Genomic DNA, 24,200 nt, shown 5'->3' with positions numbered 1-24,200 from the left:
TATGAACAGGTATTTAAAATATAGTTTAGTGGTTATTGTAATTTCAATTATTGGATTGGCAATTTATTTCTTTGCAGTAAAGTCAAATAGGCCAGCTGATAATCAGCATCAAAAAGAAGTGTACACCTGTTCCATGCATCCTCAAATTATTCGCGACAAGCCTGGAAATTGTCCTATTTGTGGAATGACTCTGGTAAAAAAAATAACTCAAAATCATCTTGTAGAAAATGACTCCATTGAAAACCTTTTAAAGCCTACGGATAATTTTATTGTAGGTAATTATCAAACCACGACACCAAAAGACACCACGATAAGCAGTGAAATCAATTTACCAGGAATAGTTGCCTACGATCCAACTGCTGCAGTAAATATTGCCGCGCGTATAGGTGGCAGAATAGAAAAAATATATGTTAACTATAAGTACCAACAAATTAATAAAGGGCAAAAGCTTTTTGACTTATACAGTCCGGAATTGCTGACTGAACAACAAAATTTTATCTACTTAATCACCAATGATGCTTTAAATGGTTCCATTATCAAAGCTGCCAAACAGAAATTAAGGCTTTATGGGATGACTAATAATCAAATAAATTCACTCTCTGTAACCAAAAGAGCAAACCCTATAGTTTCTGTTTACAGTCCTGTCTATGGAATTGTCCAAGGAAAGGATAACATGACCAAAAGTGCTGATGATAGCATGCAAAATACTAATGTAACTCCAGAATTTTTGACAGTAAAAGAAGGTGATTACGTTAAAAAAGGCGAAGTCGTTTTTAAATTACTGAATACCAATAAAGTATGGGGTATTTTTAATATCTCACAAGGATCGAATAGTCTTATTAAGATCAATCAATCCATTAGTATTTCAACAGAATTAGATGAAACTGAAACCATTACTGCAAAAGTAAATTTCGTTGAAACTCAATTTAATCCGGAAGATAAGACGAACAGAATTAGGGTTTATTTAAATAACAGTACGCTAAAATTACCCATTGGTTTACGATTACAAGGCATAATTAAAACAAACCCTTTAAAAGCAATCTGGTTGCAAAAACAGGCTTTTGTGAGTATTGGAAATAAAAAAATAGTTTTCATAAAAATGCGTAATGGTTTTAAAGTAAGAGAAATAAAAACAGGAATTGAAACCAACGATTTTGTTCAAATTATTGATGGAATTTCAACTCAGGATACAATTGCTGAAAATGCACAATATTTAATTGATAGCGAAAGCTTTATAAAAACCGAGTAATCATGAAAAATAAAATCAGCATTCTGTTTTTGATTTGTATTGCTTTTGCAGCATGTAATTCTAAAAATAAGGATGAACAAATTAACCCAATGAAGAATGAGGATACTTCTTCAAACGAAATAAGTTTGACTGACCAGCAAATACAATTGGGTAATATCACTACACAAACTATTGCAGAAACTCAAAGCAATTTAGAACAAACATATACCGGTATTTTAACGATTAATCAGGGAAAAATTAAAACCATATCAGCAAGAGCAATGGGGCGTATTGAAAAGTTATATTTCAAAACTACAGGCGATTATATTAAAATAAACGACCCCGTATGTGTACTGTATAGTGAAGATATTGCAATAGCCAAACAGGATTATTTTACCGCTTATAAACAACTGGCAATGCCCGGAGATTTTGGAAAAAATGCACAAAGTATGTTAAATGCAGCCAAACAAAAACTTTTGTTTTATGGTTTATCACACAAACAAATTGAAAGTATAAAAACAACCTCTGAAGTTTCTCCTTACACTACTTTCTACAGTACATCCAGTGGATATGTTACAGAAATAGTGGCTACAGAAGGCAGTTATATTATGGAGGGTTCCGCTATAATTAAATTGACTGATTTAAGCAATCTTTGGCTTGAAGCACAAGTAAATGTAAACTATGCTAAAAGTTTACACCTTGGTCAAAACGCAAAAATTTCATTTTCCGATTATCCTGACAAGACTATAAATGCAAAAATATCATTTATTGACCCTGAAATAAATCCTGATACCAGACTGTTATTAATACGCCTGGAAGTGCCTAATCCAAACGTACAATTAAAACCAGGTATGCAGGCGATGGCAAAATTATCGCAACCTAATATAGAAGGATTATTTATTCCAACTGATGCGGTTATCAGAGAAGAAAATGCATCATATATATGGGTAGAAAAAAAACATGGGTTATTTGAAAGCCTGATGGTGGAAACAGGAGCGGAAACCAATGGCATGATTGAAATTAAATCTGAAATGGACCCCTCAAAAAAAGTAGTGATTACGGGAGCTTATGCTATAAACAGTGAATATAAATTCCGCAAAGGAAGTGATCCCATGGAAGGAATGAAGATGTAGAACGTCTTAAAAATAACAACGAACAACGAATGAAATTACATATAAAAAACATGGTCTGTAGCCGTTGCAAAATGGTAGTAAAGTCGGTATTTGAAAATTTAAGCATTAGTACTATTTCGGTTGAATTGGGGGAAGTCGAATTGAAAAATGACATTCAGGAAAAGCAAAAACAGGAATTACTAAAAAACCTCCGGGTAATTGGTTTTGATTTAATTGATGACCGAAAAAGTAAAACTATTGATAAGATTAAAACGATTATTATTGATTTGGTTCAGAATAAAAACAATGATTTGAAAACGAACTTGTCAGATTTTCTATCGCAACAAATACATCAGGATTACAATACATTGAGTAACCTTTTTTCAGAAGTTGAAAATACCACTATCGAGAAGTATTTCATTAATCAAAAAATAGAGAAAGTAAAAGAATTGATTATTTATGACGAACTCTCATTAAGCGAAATTGCTTATTCTTTAAACTACAGTAGTGTTTCGCATCTGAGTAACCAATTTAAAAAAGCGACGGGCTTTTCGCCAACCTATTTCAAAAATTTAAAGTCCATCAAAAGGAAGCAAATTGAAGATTTATAAATCTTGCAAATCAAACCCAAAATTGTGCAAATGCAATAAACAGTTAAACTGGAAATTTGTATTAAAATAATAGAAAGATGATACATACTTACAACATTACCGGAATGACTTGCGATGGTTGCCGTACCAAAGTCGAAAAAACATTGAATGCTATTGATGGCGTTGAAGCAAAAGTTTCATTAAACCCACCCATAGCCACTATATCTATGGAAAAGCACATTCCAACGACACATTTTCAGGACGCATTAACAGCAGCGGGAAAATACACTATAGAAATGACCAATGTCAAAATGCCCCAGGATTTAACAACAAATGAAGCCGCTGTAAAATCCTGTTGCTCCATGCATTCTCATAGCGATGAAAAAGAAATCAAAATTCCCGTTAACGCGAATGGCAAATATTATTGTCCAATGCATTGTGAAGGCGAAAAAGTCTATGACAAAGCAGGTGACTGTCCTGTGTGTGGAATGGATTTGGTCATAGCACCCGAGTTGGCGGTTAGCAAAACATTATATACTTGTCCGATGCATCCCGAAGTAATCAGTGAGACTCCAGGTTCATGTCCTATTTGTGGTATGGACTTAGTACCAATGGAACCAAGCGAAAGCGAAGACCAAAAGACATATAAGGATTTGGTTAAGAAAATGAAAATAGCGGTAGCATTTACTGTTCCCATTTTCGCTATTGCAATGATAGAAATGGCACACAACAATCCTTTATTTAGAATAATGGATGCCTCAAAATGGAATTGGGTGCAATTAATATTGTCGCTTCCTGTTGTTTTTTATGCCTGTTGGATATTCTTTGTTCGGGCTTGGAAATCAATAATTACATGGAATTTGAATATGTTTACCCTTATCGGAATTGGCACTGGTGTAGCATTTCTATTTAGTTTGGTTGGAATGTTTTTCCCTGATATTTTTCCAAGCGAATTCAAGACGGATCATGGTACAGTACTATTATACTTCGAAGCGACAACAGTTATTCTAACTTTAGTTTTATTGGGGCAACTATTAGAAGCAAGAGCACACAGTCAAACCAGTGGAGCTATAAAAGAATTATTAAAACTCGCGCCAACCGAAGCAACTTTGGTTATTGACGGGAGCGATAAAGTAATCTCTATCCACGACATCAAAAAAGGTGACTTACTACGAGTAAAACCCGGAGACAAAATTCCGGTTGACGGAAAAATAACCGATGGCGAAAGCAGTATCGATGAGGCCATGATTACAGGAGAACCAATACCCGTTGACAAAAAGAAAGATGATAACGTAATTGCAGGAACAATTAACGGCAATAAATCTTTTGTGATGATAGCTGAAAAGGTAGGTTCGGAAACATTGCTTTCTCAAATCGTACAAATGGTCAACGATGCTTCTCGTTCGAGAGCGCCAATTCAGAAATTAGCAGACAGTATCGCTAAATATTTTGTTCCAATTGTTGTGATTATTTCTGTAGTGACCTTTTTCGTTTGGGCTAACTTTGGTCCAGAACCTGCGCTCGTTTATGGATTCATCAACGCGATTGCGGTATTGATTATCGCGTGTCCTTGTGCGTTAGGGTTGGCTACGCCAATGTCTGTAATGGTTGGTGTTGGTAAAGGTGCTCAATCAGGAGTTTTGATTAAGAATGCCGAAGCACTGGAAAACATGAATAAAGTAAATGTATTAATTACAGACAAAACGGGAACAATCACCGAAGGAAAACCATCTGTCGAGAAAGTATACGCTTCCATTAATGACCAAGATAACTTGTTACAAAATATTGCTTCATTAAACCAATACAGTGAACATCCATTAGCACAAGCGGTAGTGAATTATGCCAAATCAAAAACAGTTTCATTAATCGAAGTAAAAGATTTTGAAGCGGTTGCCGGTAAAGGAGTTACTGGAACAGTGACCAACAAAAAAGTGGCATTAGGGAATAAAAAGCTAATGGAGCAAGTCAAAGCAACAGTTTCTGACGATTTAGAAAACAAAATCATAGCTGAACAGAAATTAGGAAAAACGGTTTCATACATAGCTGTTGATGGAATTGCTGTTGGTTTTGTATCAATCACAGATGCTATTAAAACTTCAAGTAAGGAAGCAATAAAGGAATTAATGCGCCAGGGTGTCGAAGTAATTATGCTCACTGGCGATAATGTCAATACAGCCAAAGCTGTTGCCGATGAATTAGGTTTGTCATCTTACAAAGCTGGTTGTTTGCCGGAAGACAAACTAAACGAAATTAAAAGATTGCAGGCAGAAGGTAAAATTGTAGCCATGGCAGGGGATGGTATAAATGATGCTCCGGCATTGGCACAAGCTGACATCGGAATAGCAATGGGAACAGGAACAGATGTAGCCATAGAAAGTGCCAAAATTACTTTAGTCAAAGGAGATTTACAGGGAATTGTGAAAGCAAAAAATCTAAGTCATGCGGTCATGAGAAATATTAAGCAAAATTTATTTTTTGCATTTTTCTACAATGTACTTGGTGTGCCAATCGCAGCAGGGGTTTTATATCCGGTTTTCGGTATTTTACTATCGCCAATGATAGCAGCTTTAGCAATGTCTTTCAGCTCAGTATCTGTAATCGTAAATGCCTTGCGATTAAGAAGTTTAAAACTCTGAAATGAAGTAATATAATATTCAAATCTAGATTATCGATAATGGAAAGAATAACGTTTAATAACTTTTAAATCAAAAATTATGGAAATGAAACACACAACACAGCAACACATAAAAGAAGCAGGTTCATCAATGTACAAAAAATTAGCACTTATGATAGTATTGTCGTTTGCAGCGATGTATGCGCTAATGTATGCAATGGTAGATATTTTTGCTAATGTAATACCGAATGTAAACCAATTTTATATGGCTGGGCTTATGACAATGCCTATGATTATACTTGAAGTTATCATAATGGGTGGAATGTACAAGAATAAGAAATGGAATATTTCATTAATAACCATTGCTTCCATTGGTTTGATCCTATTTTTTATAGGCATCAGGCAACAGATAGGAGTTGGAGATAAACAGTTTTTAAAATCAATGATACCACATCATGCTGCTGCCATATTAATGGGTAAAGAGGCATCAGTAACCGACCCTGAAATAAAAGAATTGATTAAAAACATCATTACCAGCCAACAGGCCGAGATTGATCAAATGAAAGCAAAGCTTAAAGAATTAGATAAATAACTCCATAAAAATTAGTAATTCATCTTTAAATTAAAATAAATGAAAAAAATAGCAATTATTTCATTCATACTCGCAATATTTTCTTTTGCACAAGCACAGGAGATGAAAGGTATGGATATGTCAAAAAAAGAAAAGGTGCAAAAGGTACAACCCACAACGTATACTTGCCCAATGCATCCCGAAATCCATTCACCCAAACCCGGTAAATGCCCAAAATGCGGAATGGCACTGGTAAAGGAAAAGTCAAAGTCAATTAAGCCGAAAGCAAGTGCAAAACCAAAAGCCGTAACTCGGGTTAAAAAGGAAAATCCTGAAAAAGCAAAATCTTCCTCTACAGATAAAATCGACACGGATAAGGGCCATGATATGAAAAACATGGAGAAGGTAACGGTTAATCCACCCGTAAAAAAAAGAGTGCTAAAAGATGAGCCGCCAAAAGTAGTCCGATACGATTTATATGTCCGCGATACAGTGGTAAATTTTTCCGGAAAATCAAGAAGAGCAATAGCAGTGAACGGACAAATACCAATGCCTAGATTAACCTTCACTGAAGGTGATACCGCAGAAATTTATGTTCATAACGAACTCAATGAGGAAACTTCATTACACTGGCATGGCTTGTTTTTACCAAATAAGGAAGACGGTGTGCCTAATCTTACTCAAATGCCAATAAAGCCACACAGTACATACAAATATTCTTTTCCAATCCGGCAGCATGGGACACATTGGTATCATAGCCATTCCGGATTGCAGGAGCAAATCGGGATGTATGGTTCGTTTGTGATGAATAAAAGAAACTCCGATCCGAATTTCCGGGATGGAATAGATGATCTTCCTACAATTCCGATTGTTTTAAGCGAATGGACTGACATCAACCCGGAGAATGTACATAGGATGTTACATAATGCTTCCGATTGGTTTGCAATAAAAAAAGGCACAACCCAAAGCTATAGGGAAGCCATACAACAAGGTTATTTCAAAACGAAGGTTATTAATGAATGGAAGCGTATGAACGCCATGGATGTAAGTGATGTTTATTACGAGAAATTCTTAATCAATGGAAAAAATGAGAGCCAGCTTTCGCAGTTTAAAGCAGGTGATAAGGTAAGATTACGTGTGGCGAATGGTGGTGCTTCCAGTAATTTTTGGCTTACGTATGCCGGAGGCAAAATTACCGTGGTGGCAAGTGATGGAAATGATGTTGAGCCTATTGAGGTAGATCGTTTGCTTATTGCAGTTTCTGAAACCTATGACGTTATCCTGACCATTCCCGCAGAAAATACCTCCTATGAGTTTTTAGCTACACCAGAAGACCGTACAAAGTCCACTTCCCTCTACATTGGTAATGGCATCAAACAACTCATCTCTCCTTTACCCAAACTGAAATACTTTGAAGGGATGCAAATGATGAACGATATGATGAAGATGAATGGCGACCTGGATGATATGGGAATGCAAATGTCGTTGAACCAAATGGACATGAACGCCGTGATGTATCCCGAAATTACAGGCCCACAAGAAAAGGGTTCCGAGGAAATGCCGATGGACATGAACAAAGGGGAAACCAAAAAAGAGACTCCTGATAAAATGCCAATGGACATGAATAAAGGGGAAACCAAAAAAGAGACTCCCGGTAAAACGCACGATATGCACAATATGGAGAATAAGTACAATCCCAATGAGCTTGCCGATATCGTGACATTAAATTATGCGATGCTAAAATCCCCTACAAGCACAGCACTATCAAAAGATGCTCCGGTAAGGGAACTCAAATTTGAGCTTACGGGAAATATGAATCGATATGTTTGGAGCCTGGATAACAAAGTGGTTTCGGAATCTGATAAAATCCTGATTAATAAGGGAGAAATTTTACGAATTGTTTTGCATAACAATTCAATGATGCGTCACCCAATGCATTTGCACGGACACGATTTTAGAGTCATTAACGGGCAGGGTGATTATGCTCCATTGAAAAATATTATCGACATCATGCCAATGGAGACAGATACGATTGAATTCTCCGCAAGCGAAGATGGCGGTGATTGGTTTTTTCATTGCCATATTTTGTATCACATGATGAGCGGAATGGGAAGAGTTTTTAGTTATGAAAATTCACCTGCAAATCCGGAAATACCAAATCCTAAATTAGCACAACGAAAATTATTTGCTGATGATAGAAGGTTTCATTTCATGGCAGAAAATGATTTTGCTACTAACGGAAACGATGGTATGGCAATGTTAAGCAACACACGTTGGAGCATTGCAACAGAATGGCGATTGGGATACAATGACCATCACGGTTACGAAACAGAAACACATATTGGTAGATATATTGGAAAAATGCAATGGCTGATGCCATTTATAGGTTTCGATTGGCGTTACAGAGAAATGGAAGATGGTGAAATGGAAGAAAACCTTTTCAATCAGTCTAATACTAAAGATAATCGCTCCGTTTTTAGTGCAGGTATCGAATATACTTTACCCATGCTTATTAAAGCACAAGCGGAGGTCTTTACTGATGGGAATTTCAGGTTTCAGTTAGAACGAATGGACATACCTGTTTCTAAAAGAGTAAGAATGGATTTGATGTGGAATACAGATAAAGAATACATGGCAGGATTACGATACATTGTTAAAAGAAATTTTAGCATTAGAACCCATTATGACAGTGATATGGGATTTGGAATTGGTTTGAATTTGAATTATTAAAAATTTAAGTTTAAATTACACTTGTGAGTTCAATGAATAAAAAGTTCTAAAAAATTATATTATAGAGTAACGAGAATTCAAAAAGCAATATATTAGGTAACTAATTAATAATCAATTAAAAATAAAAATAATGAACATAAAATAACCTCAATTATTTTAGCAGCAATGATATCCATGTATAACAAGATGTAAAAATTCTGACGATGCTGAAACTATAAATTTAGAAGGTAACTGCTATGACAGAATCTTAAATAGATGCGTGACATATAGAATCCTTTTTAATTCCTTTACGATGCTTTGCACTCCAATTGTTTTTTCCTGTAGAGCACTTTCGCTCTTCAATTACAGTCCTCATCTAAAGGTTTATTAATAGGTAACGTGAAATAAAAAGATGACCCCATTCCTTCCTCACTTTCAACCCAGATGCGGCCTCCATTTTTTTCTAAAAATCCTTTGACCAGTAACAATCCAATTCCGGCTCCTTTGCCACCTTCTCTCTCTTTGGACAATGAATCCAGTTGCGGGGTAAAAAGTCTTTCCCGCGTTCTCATATTCATTCCGATTCCGGTATCCTTTATCTCCACCACTATTTCCTCTTCTACTTTTTTTGCAATAACTGTTATTGTATCACAGGGAACCGAATGTTTTATTGCATTTGAAAGCAGGTTCTGCAGAATGGAAAGCACCATTTTTCTGTCGGCCCAGACAGTTATTTGCTCTTCAACTTCATTATGAAGCGTGACGCCGTTTTGAGCAGCACTTTCGTTTAAAAGGTCAAATACTTTTTTTACACAAGATCCTAATTCTATTTCTTCGGGACAAAACACTTCCGAAGCATATTTTATACGGGCCCATTCCACCAGATAATCCAGCATATTTAACTCTTTTGTCGATGCTTCATACAAGAGTCCCAATAGTCCTTTTACTTCAGCAGGGTCCATTTTTTCTATATTTTCCTGCAGGTATTCCGCTGCACCGATAATCCCGGCTAATGGACTTCTTAAATCATGTGAGAGAATGGCAAGGATGCTGTCCTTGTGAGCAATAAGTTCCTCTTTCTCTTTCAGATCAGTATTGGCCGCAGCTAATTCGGCATCCTTTTTATCTTTCTCCTCGATGTGATAAATAAGTTCCTGATTGGTTGCACTTAATTGTGCTGCTCTTTTTTCATTTTCTTTATTTTTCAGTGCCAGTTCCTTATTGAGGAGGACCAACTCCCTGGATGTTTGCTTTACCTTTTCTTCGGCTATTTTTCGGTCGGTAATGTCCTGATAGGAAGTTATGGTATAGCTTTGATAACCAAATCTGATAGTTTCATAAAACACAAGGGCATAGAAGGTTTCTCCGTTTTTTTTGGTGTACTGAACTTCAAAATCATTCATGGCATTGGTCTGCTTCAATTTTATAAGCAATGCTTCTGTATCTTCCACAGTCATGGATTGCAACTCGGATATAGGACGTTCTTCCTGGAGATAATTCAAAATGAGGGAAGTTACTCTTTCTAACTCTTCGGGCGCCATCAAGCCCAATTCTTCCGAAGTTTGGCCAATAACTTCTTTAGCCGTATAGCCAAAAACATTATAAAAAAGCTGATTGGCATACGCAATTTTATTGGTTTTTATCTCGGATAAAGTCATAGCAACCGGGCTGTTGTCAAATATTTTTAAAAACCGTTCTTCGCTTTCTTTCAGTTTATCTTCTGCAATTTTACGTTTTGTAATGTCTTTTAGAAAGCCGATAAAAAAATCCTTTTTCTTAAATTGATAATGTGAGATGCTTAACTCTATCTGAATTTCGGAATTGTTTTTTCGCAGAGCAGGAATCTCGATCGGTTTGTTTAAAATAGGTCCTTCACCTGTTGCCAAAAAGTGTTTCATGCCATTGAGATGCGCTTCACGAAAACGTTCAGGAATAAGTATTTCGTGCAGCGGCTGACCTATCACTTCGTCAGCATTCCAGCCGAAAACTTCTTCTGCTCTGGGATTCCATTTCGTAATGATTCCGTCATGGTCAATAACAGTAACTGCATCAGGTGCTCTTTTAAAAATAGTCCGGATTTGCGTTTCGCTGTCTTTAAGTTTATCTTCTGTTAATTTTCGGTTAGTAATATCACGAGTTAATTTGGCATAACCCTGAAAATTATCATTGGCATCATATAAAGAGCTAATAATGACATCGGCAAAAAAAGTGGAACCATCTTTACGTACACGCCAACCTCCACTTTCGTAACGGCCGAGCTCTTTCGCCATTTTCAGGTTCCGCTCGGGCTCCTTTCTGGAAATCTCCTCCGGGGTATAAACAATAGAAATATGCTTTCCTATAATATCGTTTGATGTATATCCTATAATTCGTTCTGCACCTTTGTTCCAGGTTTTAATATTTCCATTGGCATCCAGCATAATTATGGAATAATCTTTCACATTCTCTACAATCAGCTTGTATCGCTCTTCGCTTTCTTTTAATCGAAGCAGGTTTTTCTCCAATTCTTCTGTTTGTCGATTTAATTCATTTTGATGTCTATTACGGATGGAAACATCAGTCAGAATAACACTCATTAGCGCTTTATTATCCTGTATAAAAGTCGCTGTAGAAATAAGTACCGGCATTACCATTGCAATATTAGGATTTAAATGTATTTCGTCCTTTACAGGTTCACTCCAACTCTCTTTATATAAAGTATCAAAATGGTCTTTTGAAGCGTCAGCAATATAAGTTTTGAATTTTGTTCCTGTCACTTGCTCAGGTGTTAGGTTTACCATCTGTGCAAAACTCGGATTACAATAGAGAATCACTCCTTCTTTATTAAGGGTCGCCACCCCCTGAGCCATAATATCGAGTATTAGTGGATTCATGTCGGGATTTTGGTTTACATCTTCTGATTGGTATTTAATGCTTCTCATAATCTTTTAAAATTTAATTTAATTAAAAAATAAGATAACCAGCTAAAAGTTTGTGTTGGGCACAATGAAAAATTCGATTTTTCGAAATCGACAAAAAAATTTTATTACTTGCAAAAAGTATATTTTCTTCAGATTTATAAAGAAAGTTTGACAAGATAATTATATATTATATGCAATTAGTACGGTATTACCGTATATTTTGTTAAATTTTAGTCCATATACTTAATGATTTTAAGCCAAAGAAAAAAATTAATTACCTTTATAAAGATAAGTATTTAAATTCCAGATACATAGAGCTTTCAGATGTTTTTTTATATGTGAAATCAAACTGACAGTTATTTTTGATTTACGGTAAAACTCCGGAATTATTTCCAATTGGACTCTATACTTTTAATTTAAAGATGTTCATGTGAAATAACAAATAATTATATAAAAATCATCTGTATATACATAACACTTCACGCCGGTTAAAACTATAATTTTACTATTATATTAATATATCCCAGAGTGTTAATATTACCTTTTAATTAATAAGTTATGAAACCTACAGCAAAAGGGTCTTCAAAAGCTGAAATCACAGCAGCAGAAAATGCGCTCAGCGAAAAATATCTGTTTGAGAACAATCCGCTTGCAATGTGGATTATTGATGTAAAAACCGCTAAATTCCTTGATGTCAATAAAATGGCCATCCTTCAATATGGTTATAGCCGTGATGAATTTTTGCAGATGACTGCCATAGACATACGGCCCGAAGAAGATAAGGAGCTATTTAGGCTATCAAGGTCATCACAGCAAGGTGAAGCACCTAATTTTAATAAGGGTATATGGAAGCATCAAAAGAAAAATGGAGAAATTATACTGGTTGAGATTTTTGCACAGGATATAGCATTTGAAGGAGCCCCGGCCCGAATTATTCTGTCAAATGATGTCACTGAACGGAAAAAAACTGAAACAGATTTGGAATTGCGTAATAAAGAACTGGCTGATTATAAATTTGCTTTGGATGAAACATCTATAGTAGGTATTACAGACAATAAGGGAAAAATAATATATGCCAATGACAATTTCTGTAAAATTTCAAAATACAGCAGGGAAGAACTAATAGGCCGCGACTATAGAATCATTAAATCCGGTCATCATTCTAAAGCATTTATTAAAAATTTGTTGGAAACGATACGTATCGGAAAAACATGGAAAGGTGAAATTAAAAACAGGGCAAAAGACGGATCAACCTACTGGGAAGATACGACAATTGTACCCTTTCTCGACGAACAAGGGGAGCCTTTCCAATATGTCTCCACCAGGTTTGACATTACTAAAAGAAAAGAAGCGGAATTAAAACTACGCCATCGAAATAAAGAGCTCGTAAGGATCAACAATGAATTGGATCGCTTTGTGTATAGTGTCTCCCATGATTTAAGATCTCCCCTTACGTCCATCCGTGGTCTGCTGTCCTTTATTGAAGAAGAAAGCAGCGAAGCAGATACAATAGAATATGCTAAAATGATTCGTAGCTGCATTAATCGGCAGGACGCATTCATAGAAAATATCCTGACTTATTCCCGAAACAACCGTCTTAAAGTGGTGTCGGAAAAGATAATTATACAGCAAACCGCAGCGGAAATAATTAATTCACTTCAAGGCACAAAGGAAGCCGAAGGAATTACTTTCGATATCGATATTACGGAAGATGAACCTTTTTATTCGGACCGTCTGCGCTTTTACAGCATTATGGAACATCTTATTTCGAATGCGGTAAAACACCATAAGCAACGGGTAAGTGGAAGATATATAAAAATATCCGGGAAGTCCGACCCCGACAAATTAAAGCTCAGCGTCGCCGATAATGGTATTGGTATTGATAAGGAGTACCACAAAAAAATATTTGAAATGTTTTTTCGCCTATCGGGTCAGGCAGACGGTTCAGGTATTGGCCTGTACATCGTAAAGGATACCATTGACAAGTTGCAGGGATCTATAGAGGTTCAGTCTGAAAAAGGAATTGGCAGCATTTTTAATATTACTTTGAAAAATTTAAATAAAGTAAAAAGAATCAAAACTTAAATAATAATTGACAAGTACGTATAATGATATAAGGCATTCACCTAATAAAAACATAACCTAAGAATTCAACCCATGTAGGGCTATTCCAGGATAAATTAAAAAATAATGAAAGAAGAATCCAAAAGTATATTCCAAAAGGTAATGATTGTCGATGATAATAATATTGATGTTTTTATCTCGTCTCGTATGATTATAAAAAATTATTTTAGCAAAGAGGTACTCCAATATACAAATGCACCGGAAGCACTCCAATATCTGAAGGATAATCAGGAAAATATAACGGAATTACCACAGATTATTTTTATCGACATCTACATGCCAATGATGTCCGGCTTTGAATTTTTTGAAGAGTATGAAAGGCTGTCTGATACTTTAAAAAATCACTGCAAAGCCTATATGCTGTCTTCCACTATTGATAAAGAGGATATTTCTCTGGCAGAGAAGAATAAAAACATAGTCGGTTTTTTGGCTAAACCTATCACAAAAGAATTCTTTGAAGAATTTAATAGCGAAGCATCAAATAACTTTTATCCCTATAAAAAACCTTGTAATATGATTTACAAGGCTTTTTTTCAGGTTTATCTACAATTATCTCCCAGCTTGAAATTCCTTGTTAGAATACAATCGCCTCCGCTTTCTTCAATTTAGAATCAGATTTGGCTTTGCTCCGTTCTGCTGCGTCTTGGGTTTGATTTGCTTCTTTTGCAGCAGCGTCAATTTTAAGTTGAAATTCTTCTTGAGCTTTTCAAATCGTTGAAGTGAACGGAGTATCTATTCCTATTGGCAGAGACTACCGCGGTATTATAGAAGACTTATAGTCTCAAAACTATTGCCTCGAACTTATATTGTAAAATTTTAATTATGACAATTAAACTAATAAACTGTATCCGAACGAAGTTTTTGCTCCAAAATCCAGTATTGAATTATTTAATTTTACCGACATGCAACACCATTTATTTTTCAGAAAAAAAATCATCTTGCTATTCGCAATTGTATTGACCGCCTGTAATAACCGGCAGAATGACACTATAACCAATGATACAGAGACATTAAGACCAGCATCACATGAAAAAATAATACCGCAGAAACCAACGATTCCTTTACCAAAGGTTTTTTCCAATGAAAGGTTTAAAGAAGTAACTGTCGTTAAAGCAGAAGAGAATAAATATGTGATAAAGGGTAAAGGACAAATATTTGAGGCAAGTTTCAGCTGGGTAGTCGATGATGGTCACGAAGAATTGCAAAAAGGTTTTCAAATGACCGATGCCGGTGCGCCCGAATGGGGAAATTTCCTATTTACTGTGGAGGTGAATAAAAAACGACCAAATTCAACGTTAACTTTAATCTTATTTGAATCCAGCGCTAAAGATGGGAGCCGTCAATACGAACTGCCGATTATTTTATACTAAACCGATAATTTCAAATCGTGTAGAAAACAATTTAACGCAATGCGCTTAAAATTAACAAGTTAGTGTGACTATATCCCCCAATCTATTTGTAAATTTATAATATTAGAATTAGTAATAATATAAATATTTACAATATGGAAACTAAAGAAAGTGCTCGTTCAGAAGGTAAAGTAGCAAAAGCTATCGAAAGCCAGACTGCTAAATTACCCTCCGATTTATTCCTTTGGGCCGCTGCAGCCTCAATAGGAATATCTGCAACATTTAAATTATTTGGGCAAAAAAACACGGCGTTGTTTATTGGCCAATGGGCACCAACATTTTTATTGCTTGGTGTGTATAATAAAATAGTAAAAGTGGAGGGTCACGACCAGCAGGATCGCGGTACAACTCAAAGTACCTCAAGAGAAGAAAATGCAGGTAAAATGGGAACTAAAAGTGTTCCTGAAAGTGATTATAAACCACATTATCATAACTAGTTTTTTCTTGTAGTACATTTTTACCCATTCATCAGAATGAAATCACTAAGCTATATTGAAAATTTGATTTAGAATTTACAATACAGCAGTTTTAAATCCTGATGAGTGGGTATATTTGTGATGAAAAATGACTCGCTTATCCGTTCTTCTATGAAGATTTCCTGAATTTATTAAATCTTATTTAATGGGCTGTTAATCGGTAATGTGAAATAAAAGGACGAACCAACTCCCTCCACACTTTCAACCCATATTCTGCCGCCATTTTTTTCTAAAAACCCTTTTACCAGTAACAGTCCGATACCGGCCCCTTTGTCGTCTTTTCTCTCTTCGGTAAGCGAGCTCATTTGTGGGGTAAAAAGATTTTTTTGTATTTCTTCAGACATGCCGATTCCGGTATCTTTTATTTCAACAATAACCTCATCGTCGGTTCTTTTGGCTGTGATGGTGATTTTTCCATCCGGGCTGGAATGTTTGATGGCATTAGAAACAATATTCTGAAGAATCGATAGTAACATTTTACCATCAGCAAACACAGTCGTATTTTCTTCAATTTCCTGATGCAGGTTAATGGTGTTTAAGGCTGCAGTGTCTTTTAAGGTTTCAAACACTTTTCCAACATATTCCAACAATTCTATTTTTGTGGGAGAAAAAACATCTGATGCATATTTTATCCGGGCCCATTCCACCAGATAATCCAACATATTCAACTCTTTATGGGAAGATTCATAAAGGAGATCGAGCATCTCTTTGATGTCAACATTGTCCATATCTTCGAAATTGGATTTCAAAAATTCGGCAGTTCCGATAATACCGGCCAGCGGACTTCGTAAATCATGGGATAGAATGGCAAGTATGCTGTCTTTATGCGCCACGAGTTCTTCGAGTTCTTTAACATTGGTGTTAGCAATGCTTAAATCGGCCATTCTCTTTTTTTTCTCGGCAATTTGAAAAGTAAGGTCTTTATATGTGTTTTCAAGTTCCTCATATTTTTCCTGAAGGGCTTTATTACTTTCAGCCAATAATTTTTCATGTCTTATCCGTTCCATCTCTGCCTCCACCCGTTTGGCCACAATTTTTAAAATGGACGTTACGGTTTCGGGATCTTCAATTTCCTTTTTATGCATCACGGCAATTAATCCTATGGCAGCTCCGTGTATATCGTATAAAGGATAACCTATATATCCCTCTACATTAAATTGTACCAATGTTTGGTTTTTAGGAAAGAGTCCCCGACAATTTTCAGGATAAGAATATGATGTCCCTCTTGTCACTTGTTCGCAGGGACCATGGGGCAAAGGGTATTCGATATTTTCAACCAGCTTCCCTGCGGCAGCAATCGCGACGGTACGTATTAAAAAATCTTCCTCGGTGAATTGTTTCATTTCACCTACCAGTACATAATCAAGCCGCGTGATGTCGGATATGTATAAAACCATGGAATTAAAAAAATCATTGTGGCTCGCATAGGTAGAAAATTGTTCCGAGAATTGGGTTAAAAACCTTTTGTTATAAAAGCTTAGGGCGATTTCCTGATTTTTTTGTTGCAACTCATCATTTTGATTGGCAATTTCTTTATTTGCGTTTGCCAATTCTGTAATATTTTGTTCCAAGTGACTTGAACTCAGTTTCAATTCCTGTTGGACACTATTCAGAATAGAGATATCAGTCAGAATAATACTTAGGACCAAATGCTCGTTAAGCATAAAAGTACTTGCCGATAGCAGTACTGGCATAACAATAGACTTGTTGCCATTCAGATGAATTTCACCCTTGACATTGTCTTCCCATCCCTTTTTTAATAAAGCATTAAAAGTGGTTTCGGAGGCATCCGCAATAAAAGAACTGAATTTTGCCCCAATTACTTTTTGCAAAGGCAATTCCAGCATTTCTGCAAAACTGGAATTACTGTATAAAATAATTCCTTCTTGATTGAGCGTAACGGCGCCTTCATGCATTTTCTCAACGATAGTCCGGTAGTTTTGGTCAGCGGTTTTTTCTGTAAAAATCTTGATTCTATTTTTATCGGCCTCCACCAAGGCATCAATATTTCCAGCCTTAATCAGGTCAATAGTAATCTGTGCCTCACTAAGCTTTAGGTGAAGTGCTTCAATTTCTTTTTTCAGATTTTGAGTATCCTGACTATTTCGCTCCGTGTTTTTCATATCTATTTTACAAATAGAATTAGTAAATGAGATCAAGGTCCTTGAGCACCTTTTTAATATCAGACAAATCGCCAATCACCCTTCCTTCAGGTAATGGAAATTTTTTTATAAGGACTGGTACCGCAATTATATCTTCCGCAAGGGCGTATTCCGGCTGCTGGTATATATCAATGATCTCCAGCTCATACCTGTTTTCTAAATATTTTTCGCAAAGCGCCTTACAGTTTATTATGGCACGAACGGAGTTGGGCAGAATGCCTGTAACAAATAGTTTGAAAACATAGGTTTCCTCAGCAACATCAGTGGCATCTGTCTTAGCTTGGTTAACAGCTTTTACATTTATGAGGCTTTCTTTTGACATGAGAATTGATTTCCTTTTTTAAATTATAAAAGATTGCTTCCGTGATGGATTCATCCTAATTTTTCGATGTCGATATATTTTTATTTTCCTTCTCTGTTCTTTTGGTCCCCGGTATGTCTTCTGCTACATTCCGGACAATTTCGGACATGGTAATTCCTTTTTTTGAAATATTAAATTGCCTTAATGAAGTGGAGTGTGACATACCTCTCGATTTCATGACACAGATACTTCGCAGACGTTCCTCCTCCACTTCTATATCCTGGACCATAACCCACGTATCTACCATCGAGGAGATACCTTCATCACTTGGATTTCGGGATATCGACCCCACCGTTATTGCGGCGGTAAACAGTACTGTTATTTCCTCCAGTTTTAGATAATCGACTAACCGGGTGAGCATAGACCGTATATCACTGTTGGGCCCCTCGGTCATCAGATTGGTAATGGGATCCAGAATAACAACCGTAGGTTTTAACTCTTTTATTAATTTCCTGATGGCGATAAAGTGCATTTCCAGATTCTGTAAGGTGGGTCTGGAATAGTAAAAAGTCAATATCCCTGAAGTGACGAAAGGTTTTAAATTAAGTCCGATGGATTTCATATTCCGGATAATCTGATTGGGCGCTTCTTCAAAGGCACAATAAAGGCTGCGCTTTTTAGCTTCACACACACTGAGGGCAAATGAAGCCGCCACGCTCGTTTTACCTGTTCCTGCCGTTCCTGATATAAGAACACTACTTCCCAGGTAAAATCCTTTTTTGCCAAGCATCTCGTCTAAGGGTTCAATACCCGAAGATATTCTATCTGTGCTTACTTTTTGGTTAACGATTTCGCTTACGAGGGGCAGTACGGTAATTCCTTTATCATCAATGGTAAACGGATATTCATTGTTGCCATGAAACGAACCCCGGTATTTGACAATGCGTAATCTTCTGGTGGAGACTTGATTCGTAACACGGTTATCCACTACAATAACACAATCGGCTATATACTCTTCTAAACCATGGCGGCTGAGGTATTTCCTTCCGATCTCCCCGGTGATGATTGCGGTGACTTTCTTTTCTTTGAGCCAGGATACCAGTCTCTTGAATTCCTGTCTTAGTACCCGAATATCGTATCCGGCAAAAAGCGCATCGAGCGAATCCAGCACGACACGTTTGGCTTTAACCTTATCAATAGCCAGTCCGAGTCTTATAAACAACCCTTCCAAATCGTATTTTCCGGTTTGTTGGACCTCATCCGGATTAATCTTTACCGAATCCAGATATAATTTATTATTGGCAATAAATTTGTCGAGTTCATATCCCAAGGAACTGACATTCGTAACCAACTCCTCCGTTTTTTCTTCAAACGTCATGTAAACCCCACTCTCATCAAACAATCTGATTCCATTAAGAAGAAATTCCATGGATAGGACGGTTTTCCCACAACCTGCATTCCCCAGTAAAAGCGTTGGACGATTTTTAGGCAGCCCTCCGGTAGTAATATCATCTAAACCCAATATTCCGGTCGGGGACTTTGGAAATGTAAAACTGTTTGTTTTGGTTTTGGTATCTTTTTTCATGCGGTTCGTATTGAAGATAACTTAATGCAGATGACTCATTTAAAGGTACGCAAATTTTCTTACATAGGGCTTAAAAAAGCAATGGTAAATTACTCATTATCAAGCGTAAAGACTTAAAAAAAACAGATATTATACTTTATTTAAATGCTTTTTTTAATTCTGCCGCAGCTTGTAGCAATGCCGATTTGGTACCCGGAACTGTACTTAATCCGTTAAGCAATCCCCAATCATGAATCATCCCATTATAGCGGGTTGCTGTCACTTTGACTCCGGCAGCATCAAGTTTACGGGCATAAGCTTCTCCTTCATCCCGCAACACATCATTTTCGGCAGTTTGTACCAATGCAGGCGGCAAATTCTTGAGTTGCTCTAATGAAGCTAATAAAGGCGAAGCATAAATTTCTTTTCGCTGGTTAGGATCACTGGTATAATTTTCCCAAAACCATATCATCATGTTTCTGGTTAAAAACCGTTTGGTTGCGAACAGATTGTAAGATTCCGTTTCGAAATTAGCATCCGTTATAGGCCAAAATAAAATCTGCAACTTTATTTCGGGTCCCTTTTTATCTTTAGCCATCAGCGCTACAACTGTGGCCATATTACCACCCGCGCTATTACCGGCTACAGCCAGTCGTTTACCGTCCAAACCGACTTGTTTTCCGTGTTCTGCTACCCATTTGGTTGCCGCATAAGCCTGATTGATCGCTACCGGATAATGAACTTCCGGGGATAAGCTATAATTAACAAACACCGCTGCTGCGCCGGATGCTACCACGATATCCCGTATCATTCGCTCATGCGTTGGAAAATCCCCCAATACCCAACCCCCACCGTGAAAGAACATGAATACCGGTAAAAGTTCTTTTGCATTCGATGGTTTAACAATATTTAGCTTAATGGATAAACCGTCCTGGCTGATTGTTTTTTCAGTAACGGTTATACCTGATAAATCTACTTTGACAGAGGACTGGGCCTTAGCCAAAACCGCTCGTGCATCAATGGGTGCTAATTGTTCTATTGGTTTACCAGGTGCTGAGTTAAGGGCTTTTAAAAATGTCTTAACGTTACTTTCTATATGTGGATCCTGCGACGGATCAACAGTTTGCGCCGAAATAGTATCGCTGGCACTCACTAATACCATTATTATGGCGGCTTTACTTAAAACGGAATGTCTTTTCATATCATTTAATGTTATATTTATTATTACTCTTTTAAACTTGATGCATTAATTAATCTCATATATCCTACATAGATATTTGAGCTGTTAACTTTTGGAAAATGAAAATATGTAAACAGTATTTATAACTGCTACTTCATATAATACAATGCAGGTAATAAAAATTGGGAAGAAGGTTTTTGTGAACAATGGATAATCGTAAAATAAATCTTAAGGAATAATTTTGAGAACAGTACCTATTACAGTACGGGTATTTCTTTTTTAATTTGGAAAACTTATCATTAAGTTCAGTCTTTAAAGAACATAGTTTCCAATGTAGGAAATAGGTTTCCAGCTCCACGTAAACGAAATGTTTACTTTGTACGATTTTTGATTAGTAAATAATCCACCCTATAACACAAAGTTATTAAATTAGATTCAAATATTTAATTATCAGGTAATTAATAAAAAATATTTTTCTGCTTATCCAAATTAATTGATGAATTATTTATTTATTCTAAGAAACAATTATGAAATACCTGCGATAGTATTTTTCCAAAAATAAAACTTCAAAAAAGAAGAGGTTATATGTCATTTTCATGTTTAAATACAACATAACTTGTTAATAAAGAGGCACTTATATTTTCTTGTTAATTTTATTTTGTAAATTTATACTCCCAAAAAGTACAAAGCCACTCCAATTGTTTCAACATAATTATATCAATGTATTTGAAGGTCTAAACAATTAATACCGCCGGGATAATACATACTTCCGTTAAAATCACTAAATCAAAAGGCAAATAATTATAAAATAGTAATCATCCAAAAATAATCACAATGAAAAAAGCAATAGTAATTCTTTCGCTGATTCTCACAGCAGGATTAGGAAATTTATCAGCTCAGGACACTAAAATGTCCAAGGATAAAAAAGTAATGATGATGCCCAATTTAAGCAATTGGCCAGAAGCCTCACGTATGGCGGTAAAAGAAATCACCGGCAAATACGGTAAAGCCGATGCGGTTACAAAAGACGAACTCATCTGGATGAACAAAGGCATTTGGAAAAAAATATGCATCAATAAAAAGGAAACCAAACATAGTTTTCCAATTGAGCATACCGATATGATGCAGACCACTATAAGTTACAAAGTGCCTGTGGATATGATGGACGAACTTGGTAAATTCGATGGCAGTGTAACATTTGACCGTACGCAAGGAACCATGAGCGCCCGCTGTGATCAGGAAGGAAATAACTTTCTGGCTTTAAATCTGGCTCATGATATCATTACAGGTAAAAAGTCTGTGGAGCAGGCTAGAACGGCCTATGGCGATATTGTAAAAGAGAAAATGAATGGAGCCAACCCAGTATATATGCAAAAACTCACCTTTTCGACCCAAGAAAACGCAGCCGATCCCGATACAAACACTACAGGATTAACCAAAGAAGATGTAATGAAAGGTATTAAAAAAAGCGAGGCAAAATAAATGATTCATAAACAAAAATAGTAACAAAAATTTAAACAAATCCCAAATACATTCAACCTACTATATCATTATTAATACAATTAGTAACCTTTTAAATATAGTGAATTATGAAAAATGTAGTAAAGATTCAAGAAGTAAAACCTTCATCCACAGACAGGAGAAGCTTTTTAAGAATCAGTGGACTCACGCTTGTGAGTTCGGGATTGTTATTAGCGGGCTGTAATAAGGAAGAAGATTTTTATGCTGATCCGGATATGCTTTCAAAACCCGGACGTGGACATTTTCCCGGAGAAAAAAATGGCGTGTTTGATTTAGGCGGTGGCGACTTAGGTGTTCTGACTTATGCCTATGCTTTGGAACAGTTAGAAGCAGATTTTTATACCAGAGTAGTTAATACCACTGGTTTTACCACAAATTTTACAGCCGAAGACCAACAAGAACTAACCGATTTATATTATCATGAAGTAATTCATCGGGAATTCTTTAAAGCGGTATTGAGTAGTGCGCTTCCCAATCCAAAAAGACAATTACTTCCTGATTTAGCTTTTGATTATGGCAGTTTAAATTTCAGTAGCCGCGACCAGGTTTTGGCTACTGCCAAAGCCCTGGAAGATACTGGTGTTGCAGCTTATAATGGAGCAGGAAGATTAATCTCGAACCCAACTTATTTGTTATTGGCCGGAAAAATTGTTTCTGTTGAAGCCAGACATGCCTCTGCTATCAGAAGTCTGATAAATCCAAATTCTAAAGATTTTGCCGGCGATGATGTGGTTGATCCTTCAACAGGACTCGATGTAAAGAAAAATCCATCAGAGGTTCTTGCGATTGCTGACGGTTTTATTACGACTGAATTTTCTGCTTTATACTTACCATAACACTTAACATTAAAATATAGAAATTATGAACTTATTAAAATTTATAGAGTCTTTTACTAATGAAGGTGTAATGCAAAGTAAAGGCTCCAGAAGAGAGAGTTTGGACCAATTTGGTCAATTGGGAAAAAATTTCGCGTTGGCTTCCATTCCATTTGGATTGGCAACTCTAACAAATTCCGCCTATGCAGCAGATATTTCCCCTACACCTAATACTCCGATAGGTGCCTTACAACTTGCCCTCACCTTGGAATACCTTGAAAAAGAATATTACATCATGGGATTGGAATCTGGCGTTATACCAACTGGAAGTAGGGATGAGAAAGTATTTATGCAGATTTCAGATCACGAAACGGATCACGTTGCTTTTTTAATCAATGGATTAGGTGGTGTTGGCAGCCCAAATTTTGTTGCCAAGCCAACCTTTGACTTTACAGTGGGCGGAGCTTTTGATCCATTTAATGATTATCCAACATTTCTGGCGTTGGCTCAGGCATTTGAAGATACAGGGGTAAGAGCTTATAAAGGCCAAGCCGGAAATTTAATTTCGACTCCTGATTTATTGACTGCCGCTTTGCAGATTCATTCTGTTGAAGCCCGCCATGCCTCTGAAGTAAGAAGATTACGAGGCCAAAAGGGATGGATTATACGCAATGATCGTGGCGGCTTACCGGTTCAGGCCCAAGGAACATATGACGGCGAGCAAAATACCAATCAGGCAGGCTACAATACTGCTGCTTTATTTGGTGTTGACGCTGGAACAGAAGCATTTGACGAGCCACTAACAACCCAACAAACGGTTTCTATTGCCAATTTATTTATTGTGTAATATTTTGAATCCATTTAAAACCCATCTAAAAATCTATTTAGATGGGTTTTTTATTAAGGGTTGATTTTTTGTTAATG

18 protein-coding genes are annotated in these 24,200 nt (G+C 36.4%); 13 read left to right on the top strand and 5 right to left on the bottom strand.

What is annotated here, in order from left to right; all coding sequences use genetic code 11:
* Position 1: 1 nt before the first annotated feature.
* The 6 genes from FNW07_RS12300 (at position 2) to FNW07_RS12275 (ending at position 8,845) form a co-directional block, all read left to right on the top strand.
* Complete coding sequence (locus FNW07_RS12300; protein WP_126744540.1) at positions 2 to 1,249, top strand: efflux RND transporter periplasmic adaptor subunit; 1,248 nt, start codon at positions 2 to 4, stop codon at positions 1,247 to 1,249.
* Positions 1,250 to 1,251: 2 nt separating this feature from the next.
* Positions 1,252 to 2,361, top strand: a complete 1,110-nt coding sequence (locus tag FNW07_RS12295) for an efflux RND transporter periplasmic adaptor subunit (protein ID WP_126744539.1) — start codon at positions 1,252 to 1,254, stop codon at positions 2,359 to 2,361.
* A 29-nt stretch (positions 2,362 to 2,390) separates the two neighbouring features.
* Positions 2,391 to 2,951: an AraC family transcriptional regulator gene (locus tag FNW07_RS12290; protein ID WP_126744538.1), complete on the top strand. Its 561-nt coding sequence runs from the start codon at positions 2,391 to 2,393 to the stop codon at positions 2,949 to 2,951.
* 77 nt (positions 2,952 to 3,028) lie between these two features.
* Positions 3,029 to 5,566 (top strand): heavy metal translocating P-type ATPase, encoded by a 2,538-nt coding sequence (locus FNW07_RS12285; RefSeq protein ID WP_126744537.1) that lies wholly within the window; start codon positions 3,029 to 3,031, stop codon positions 5,564 to 5,566.
* 84 nt (positions 5,567 to 5,650) lie between these two features.
* A complete protein-coding gene (locus FNW07_RS12280; protein ID WP_255512769.1) occupies positions 5,651 to 6,136 on the top strand; it encodes a DUF305 domain-containing protein in 486 nt (161 codons plus the stop codon).
* Positions 6,137 to 6,175: 39 nt separating this feature from the next.
* Positions 6,176 to 8,845, top strand: a complete 2,670-nt coding sequence (locus FNW07_RS12275; protein ID WP_126744535.1) for a multicopper oxidase domain-containing protein — start codon at positions 6,176 to 6,178, stop codon at positions 8,843 to 8,845.
* Positions 8,846 to 9,183: 338 nt separating this feature from the next.
* On the opposite strand, the gene FNW07_RS12270 is transcribed toward FNW07_RS12275, so the two are convergent.
* Complete coding sequence (locus FNW07_RS12270; protein WP_126744534.1) at positions 9,184 to 11,745, bottom strand: PAS domain S-box protein; 2,562 nt, start codon at positions 11,743 to 11,745, stop codon at positions 9,184 to 9,186.
* A gap of 537 nt (positions 11,746 to 12,282) precedes the next feature.
* On the opposite strand from FNW07_RS12270, the gene FNW07_RS12265 reads away from it, so the two are divergent.
* The 4 genes from FNW07_RS12265 to FNW07_RS12250 all read left to right on the top strand — a co-directional run bounded on the left by FNW07_RS12265 (position 12,283) and on the right by FNW07_RS12250 (position 15,694).
* Complete coding sequence (locus tag FNW07_RS12265; protein ID WP_126744533.1) at positions 12,283 to 13,809, top strand: PAS domain S-box protein; 1,527 nt, start codon at positions 12,283 to 12,285, stop codon at positions 13,807 to 13,809.
* Positions 13,810 to 13,914: 105 nt separating this feature from the next.
* Complete coding sequence (locus FNW07_RS12260; RefSeq protein WP_126744532.1) at positions 13,915 to 14,457, top strand: response regulator; 543 nt, start codon at positions 13,915 to 13,917, stop codon at positions 14,455 to 14,457.
* A 293-nt stretch (positions 14,458 to 14,750) separates the two neighbouring features.
* Positions 14,751 to 15,218: a Gmad2 immunoglobulin-like domain-containing protein gene (locus FNW07_RS12255; protein ID WP_126744531.1), complete on the top strand. Its 468-nt coding sequence runs from the start codon at positions 14,751 to 14,753 to the stop codon at positions 15,216 to 15,218.
* A gap of 134 nt (positions 15,219 to 15,352) precedes the next feature.
* Positions 15,353 to 15,694: a hypothetical protein gene (locus tag FNW07_RS12250; RefSeq protein WP_199745238.1), complete on the top strand. Its 342-nt coding sequence runs from the start codon at positions 15,353 to 15,355 to the stop codon at positions 15,692 to 15,694.
* 170 nt (positions 15,695 to 15,864) lie between these two features.
* Here FNW07_RS12250 and FNW07_RS12245 read toward each other — a convergent pair whose 3' ends face one another.
* The 4 genes from FNW07_RS12245 to FNW07_RS12230 all read right to left on the bottom strand — a co-directional run bounded on the left by FNW07_RS12245 (position 15,865) and on the right by FNW07_RS12230 (position 20,961).
* The gene (locus tag FNW07_RS12245) at positions 15,865 to 17,856 is read right to left on the bottom strand and encodes a PAS domain-containing sensor histidine kinase (RefSeq protein WP_126744530.1); all 1,992 of its coding nucleotides are present in this window, start codon (positions 17,854 to 17,856) and stop codon (positions 15,865 to 15,867) included.
* Positions 17,857 to 17,875: 19 nt separating this feature from the next.
* Complete coding sequence (locus FNW07_RS12240; protein WP_126744529.1) at positions 17,876 to 18,217, bottom strand: circadian clock KaiB family protein; 342 nt, start codon at positions 18,215 to 18,217, stop codon at positions 17,876 to 17,878.
* A 55-nt stretch (positions 18,218 to 18,272) separates the two neighbouring features.
* On the bottom strand, positions 18,273 to 19,781 hold the full coding sequence (kaiC, locus tag FNW07_RS12235) for a circadian clock protein KaiC (RefSeq protein ID WP_126744528.1): 1,509 nt from the start codon (positions 19,779 to 19,781) through the stop codon (positions 18,273 to 18,275).
* 136 nt (positions 19,782 to 19,917) lie between these two features.
* Complete coding sequence (locus tag FNW07_RS12230; RefSeq protein ID WP_221931747.1) at positions 19,918 to 20,961, bottom strand: alpha/beta hydrolase; 1,044 nt, start codon at positions 20,959 to 20,961, stop codon at positions 19,918 to 19,920.
* An 813-nt stretch (positions 20,962 to 21,774) separates the two neighbouring features.
* On the opposite strand from FNW07_RS12230, the gene FNW07_RS12225 reads away from it, so the two are divergent.
* The 3 genes from FNW07_RS12225 (at position 21,775) to FNW07_RS12215 (ending at position 24,123) form a co-directional block, all read left to right on the top strand.
* Positions 21,775 to 22,422 (top strand): hypothetical protein, encoded by a 648-nt coding sequence (locus tag FNW07_RS12225; RefSeq protein ID WP_126744527.1) that lies wholly within the window; start codon positions 21,775 to 21,777, stop codon positions 22,420 to 22,422.
* Positions 22,423 to 22,529: 107 nt separating this feature from the next.
* Positions 22,530 to 23,297, top strand: a complete 768-nt coding sequence (locus tag FNW07_RS12220) for a ferritin-like domain-containing protein (protein WP_126744526.1) — start codon at positions 22,530 to 22,532, stop codon at positions 23,295 to 23,297.
* 25 nt (positions 23,298 to 23,322) lie between these two features.
* Positions 23,323 to 24,123, top strand: a complete 801-nt coding sequence (locus FNW07_RS12215; protein WP_126744525.1) for a ferritin-like domain-containing protein — start codon at positions 23,323 to 23,325, stop codon at positions 24,121 to 24,123.
* The last annotated feature ends 77 nt before the right edge of the window (positions 24,124 to 24,200 follow it).

Origin of the sequence: Flavobacterium sp. GT3R68 (assembly GCF_007109225.1) — a bacterium.
Taxonomy (GTDB): domain Bacteria; phylum Bacteroidota; class Bacteroidia; order Flavobacteriales; family Flavobacteriaceae; genus Flavobacterium.
This window is presented reverse-complemented; position numbering and strand designations above follow the sequence as displayed.

Coding starts and splice junctions, on each gene's coding strand:
- FNW07_RS12300 (WP_126744540.1), top strand. CDS start 2: ATGAACAGGTATTTAAAATATAGTTTAGTGGTTATTGTAATTTCAATT.
- FNW07_RS12295 (WP_126744539.1), top strand. CDS start 1,252: ATGAAAAATAAAATCAGCATTCTGTTTTTGATTTGTATTGCTTTTGCA.
- FNW07_RS12290 (WP_126744538.1), top strand. CDS start 2,391: ATGAAATTACATATAAAAAACATGGTCTGTAGCCGTTGCAAAATGGTA.
- FNW07_RS12285 (WP_126744537.1), top strand. CDS start 3,029: ATGATACATACTTACAACATTACCGGAATGACTTGCGATGGTTGCCGT.
- FNW07_RS12280 (WP_255512769.1), top strand. CDS start 5,651: ATGAAACACACAACACAGCAACACATAAAAGAAGCAGGTTCATCAATG.
- FNW07_RS12275 (WP_126744535.1), top strand. CDS start 6,176: ATGAAAAAAATAGCAATTATTTCATTCATACTCGCAATATTTTCTTTT.
- FNW07_RS12270 (WP_126744534.1), bottom strand. CDS start 11,745: ATGAGAAGCATTAAATACCAATCAGAAGATGTAAACCAAAATCCCGAC.
- FNW07_RS12265 (WP_126744533.1), top strand. CDS start 12,283: ATGAAACCTACAGCAAAAGGGTCTTCAAAAGCTGAAATCACAGCAGCA.
- FNW07_RS12260 (WP_126744532.1), top strand. CDS start 13,915: ATGAAAGAAGAATCCAAAAGTATATTCCAAAAGGTAATGATTGTCGAT.
- FNW07_RS12255 (WP_126744531.1), top strand. CDS start 14,751: ATGCAACACCATTTATTTTTCAGAAAAAAAATCATCTTGCTATTCGCA.
- FNW07_RS12250 (WP_199745238.1), top strand. CDS start 15,353: ATGGAAACTAAAGAAAGTGCTCGTTCAGAAGGTAAAGTAGCAAAAGCT.
- FNW07_RS12245 (WP_126744530.1), bottom strand. CDS start 17,856: ATGAAAAACACGGAGCGAAATAGTCAGGATACTCAAAATCTGAAAAAA.
- FNW07_RS12240 (WP_126744529.1), bottom strand. CDS start 18,217: ATGTCAAAAGAAAGCCTCATAAATGTAAAAGCTGTTAACCAAGCTAAG.
- kaiC (WP_126744528.1), bottom strand. CDS start 19,781: ATGAAAAAAGATACCAAAACCAAAACAAACAGTTTTACATTTCCAAAG.
- FNW07_RS12230 (WP_221931747.1), bottom strand. CDS start 20,961: ATGAAAAGACATTCCGTTTTAAGTAAAGCCGCCATAATAATGGTATTA.
- FNW07_RS12225 (WP_126744527.1), top strand. CDS start 21,775: ATGAAAAAAGCAATAGTAATTCTTTCGCTGATTCTCACAGCAGGATTA.
- FNW07_RS12220 (WP_126744526.1), top strand. CDS start 22,530: ATGAAAAATGTAGTAAAGATTCAAGAAGTAAAACCTTCATCCACAGAC.
- FNW07_RS12215 (WP_126744525.1), top strand. CDS start 23,323: ATGAACTTATTAAAATTTATAGAGTCTTTTACTAATGAAGGTGTAATG.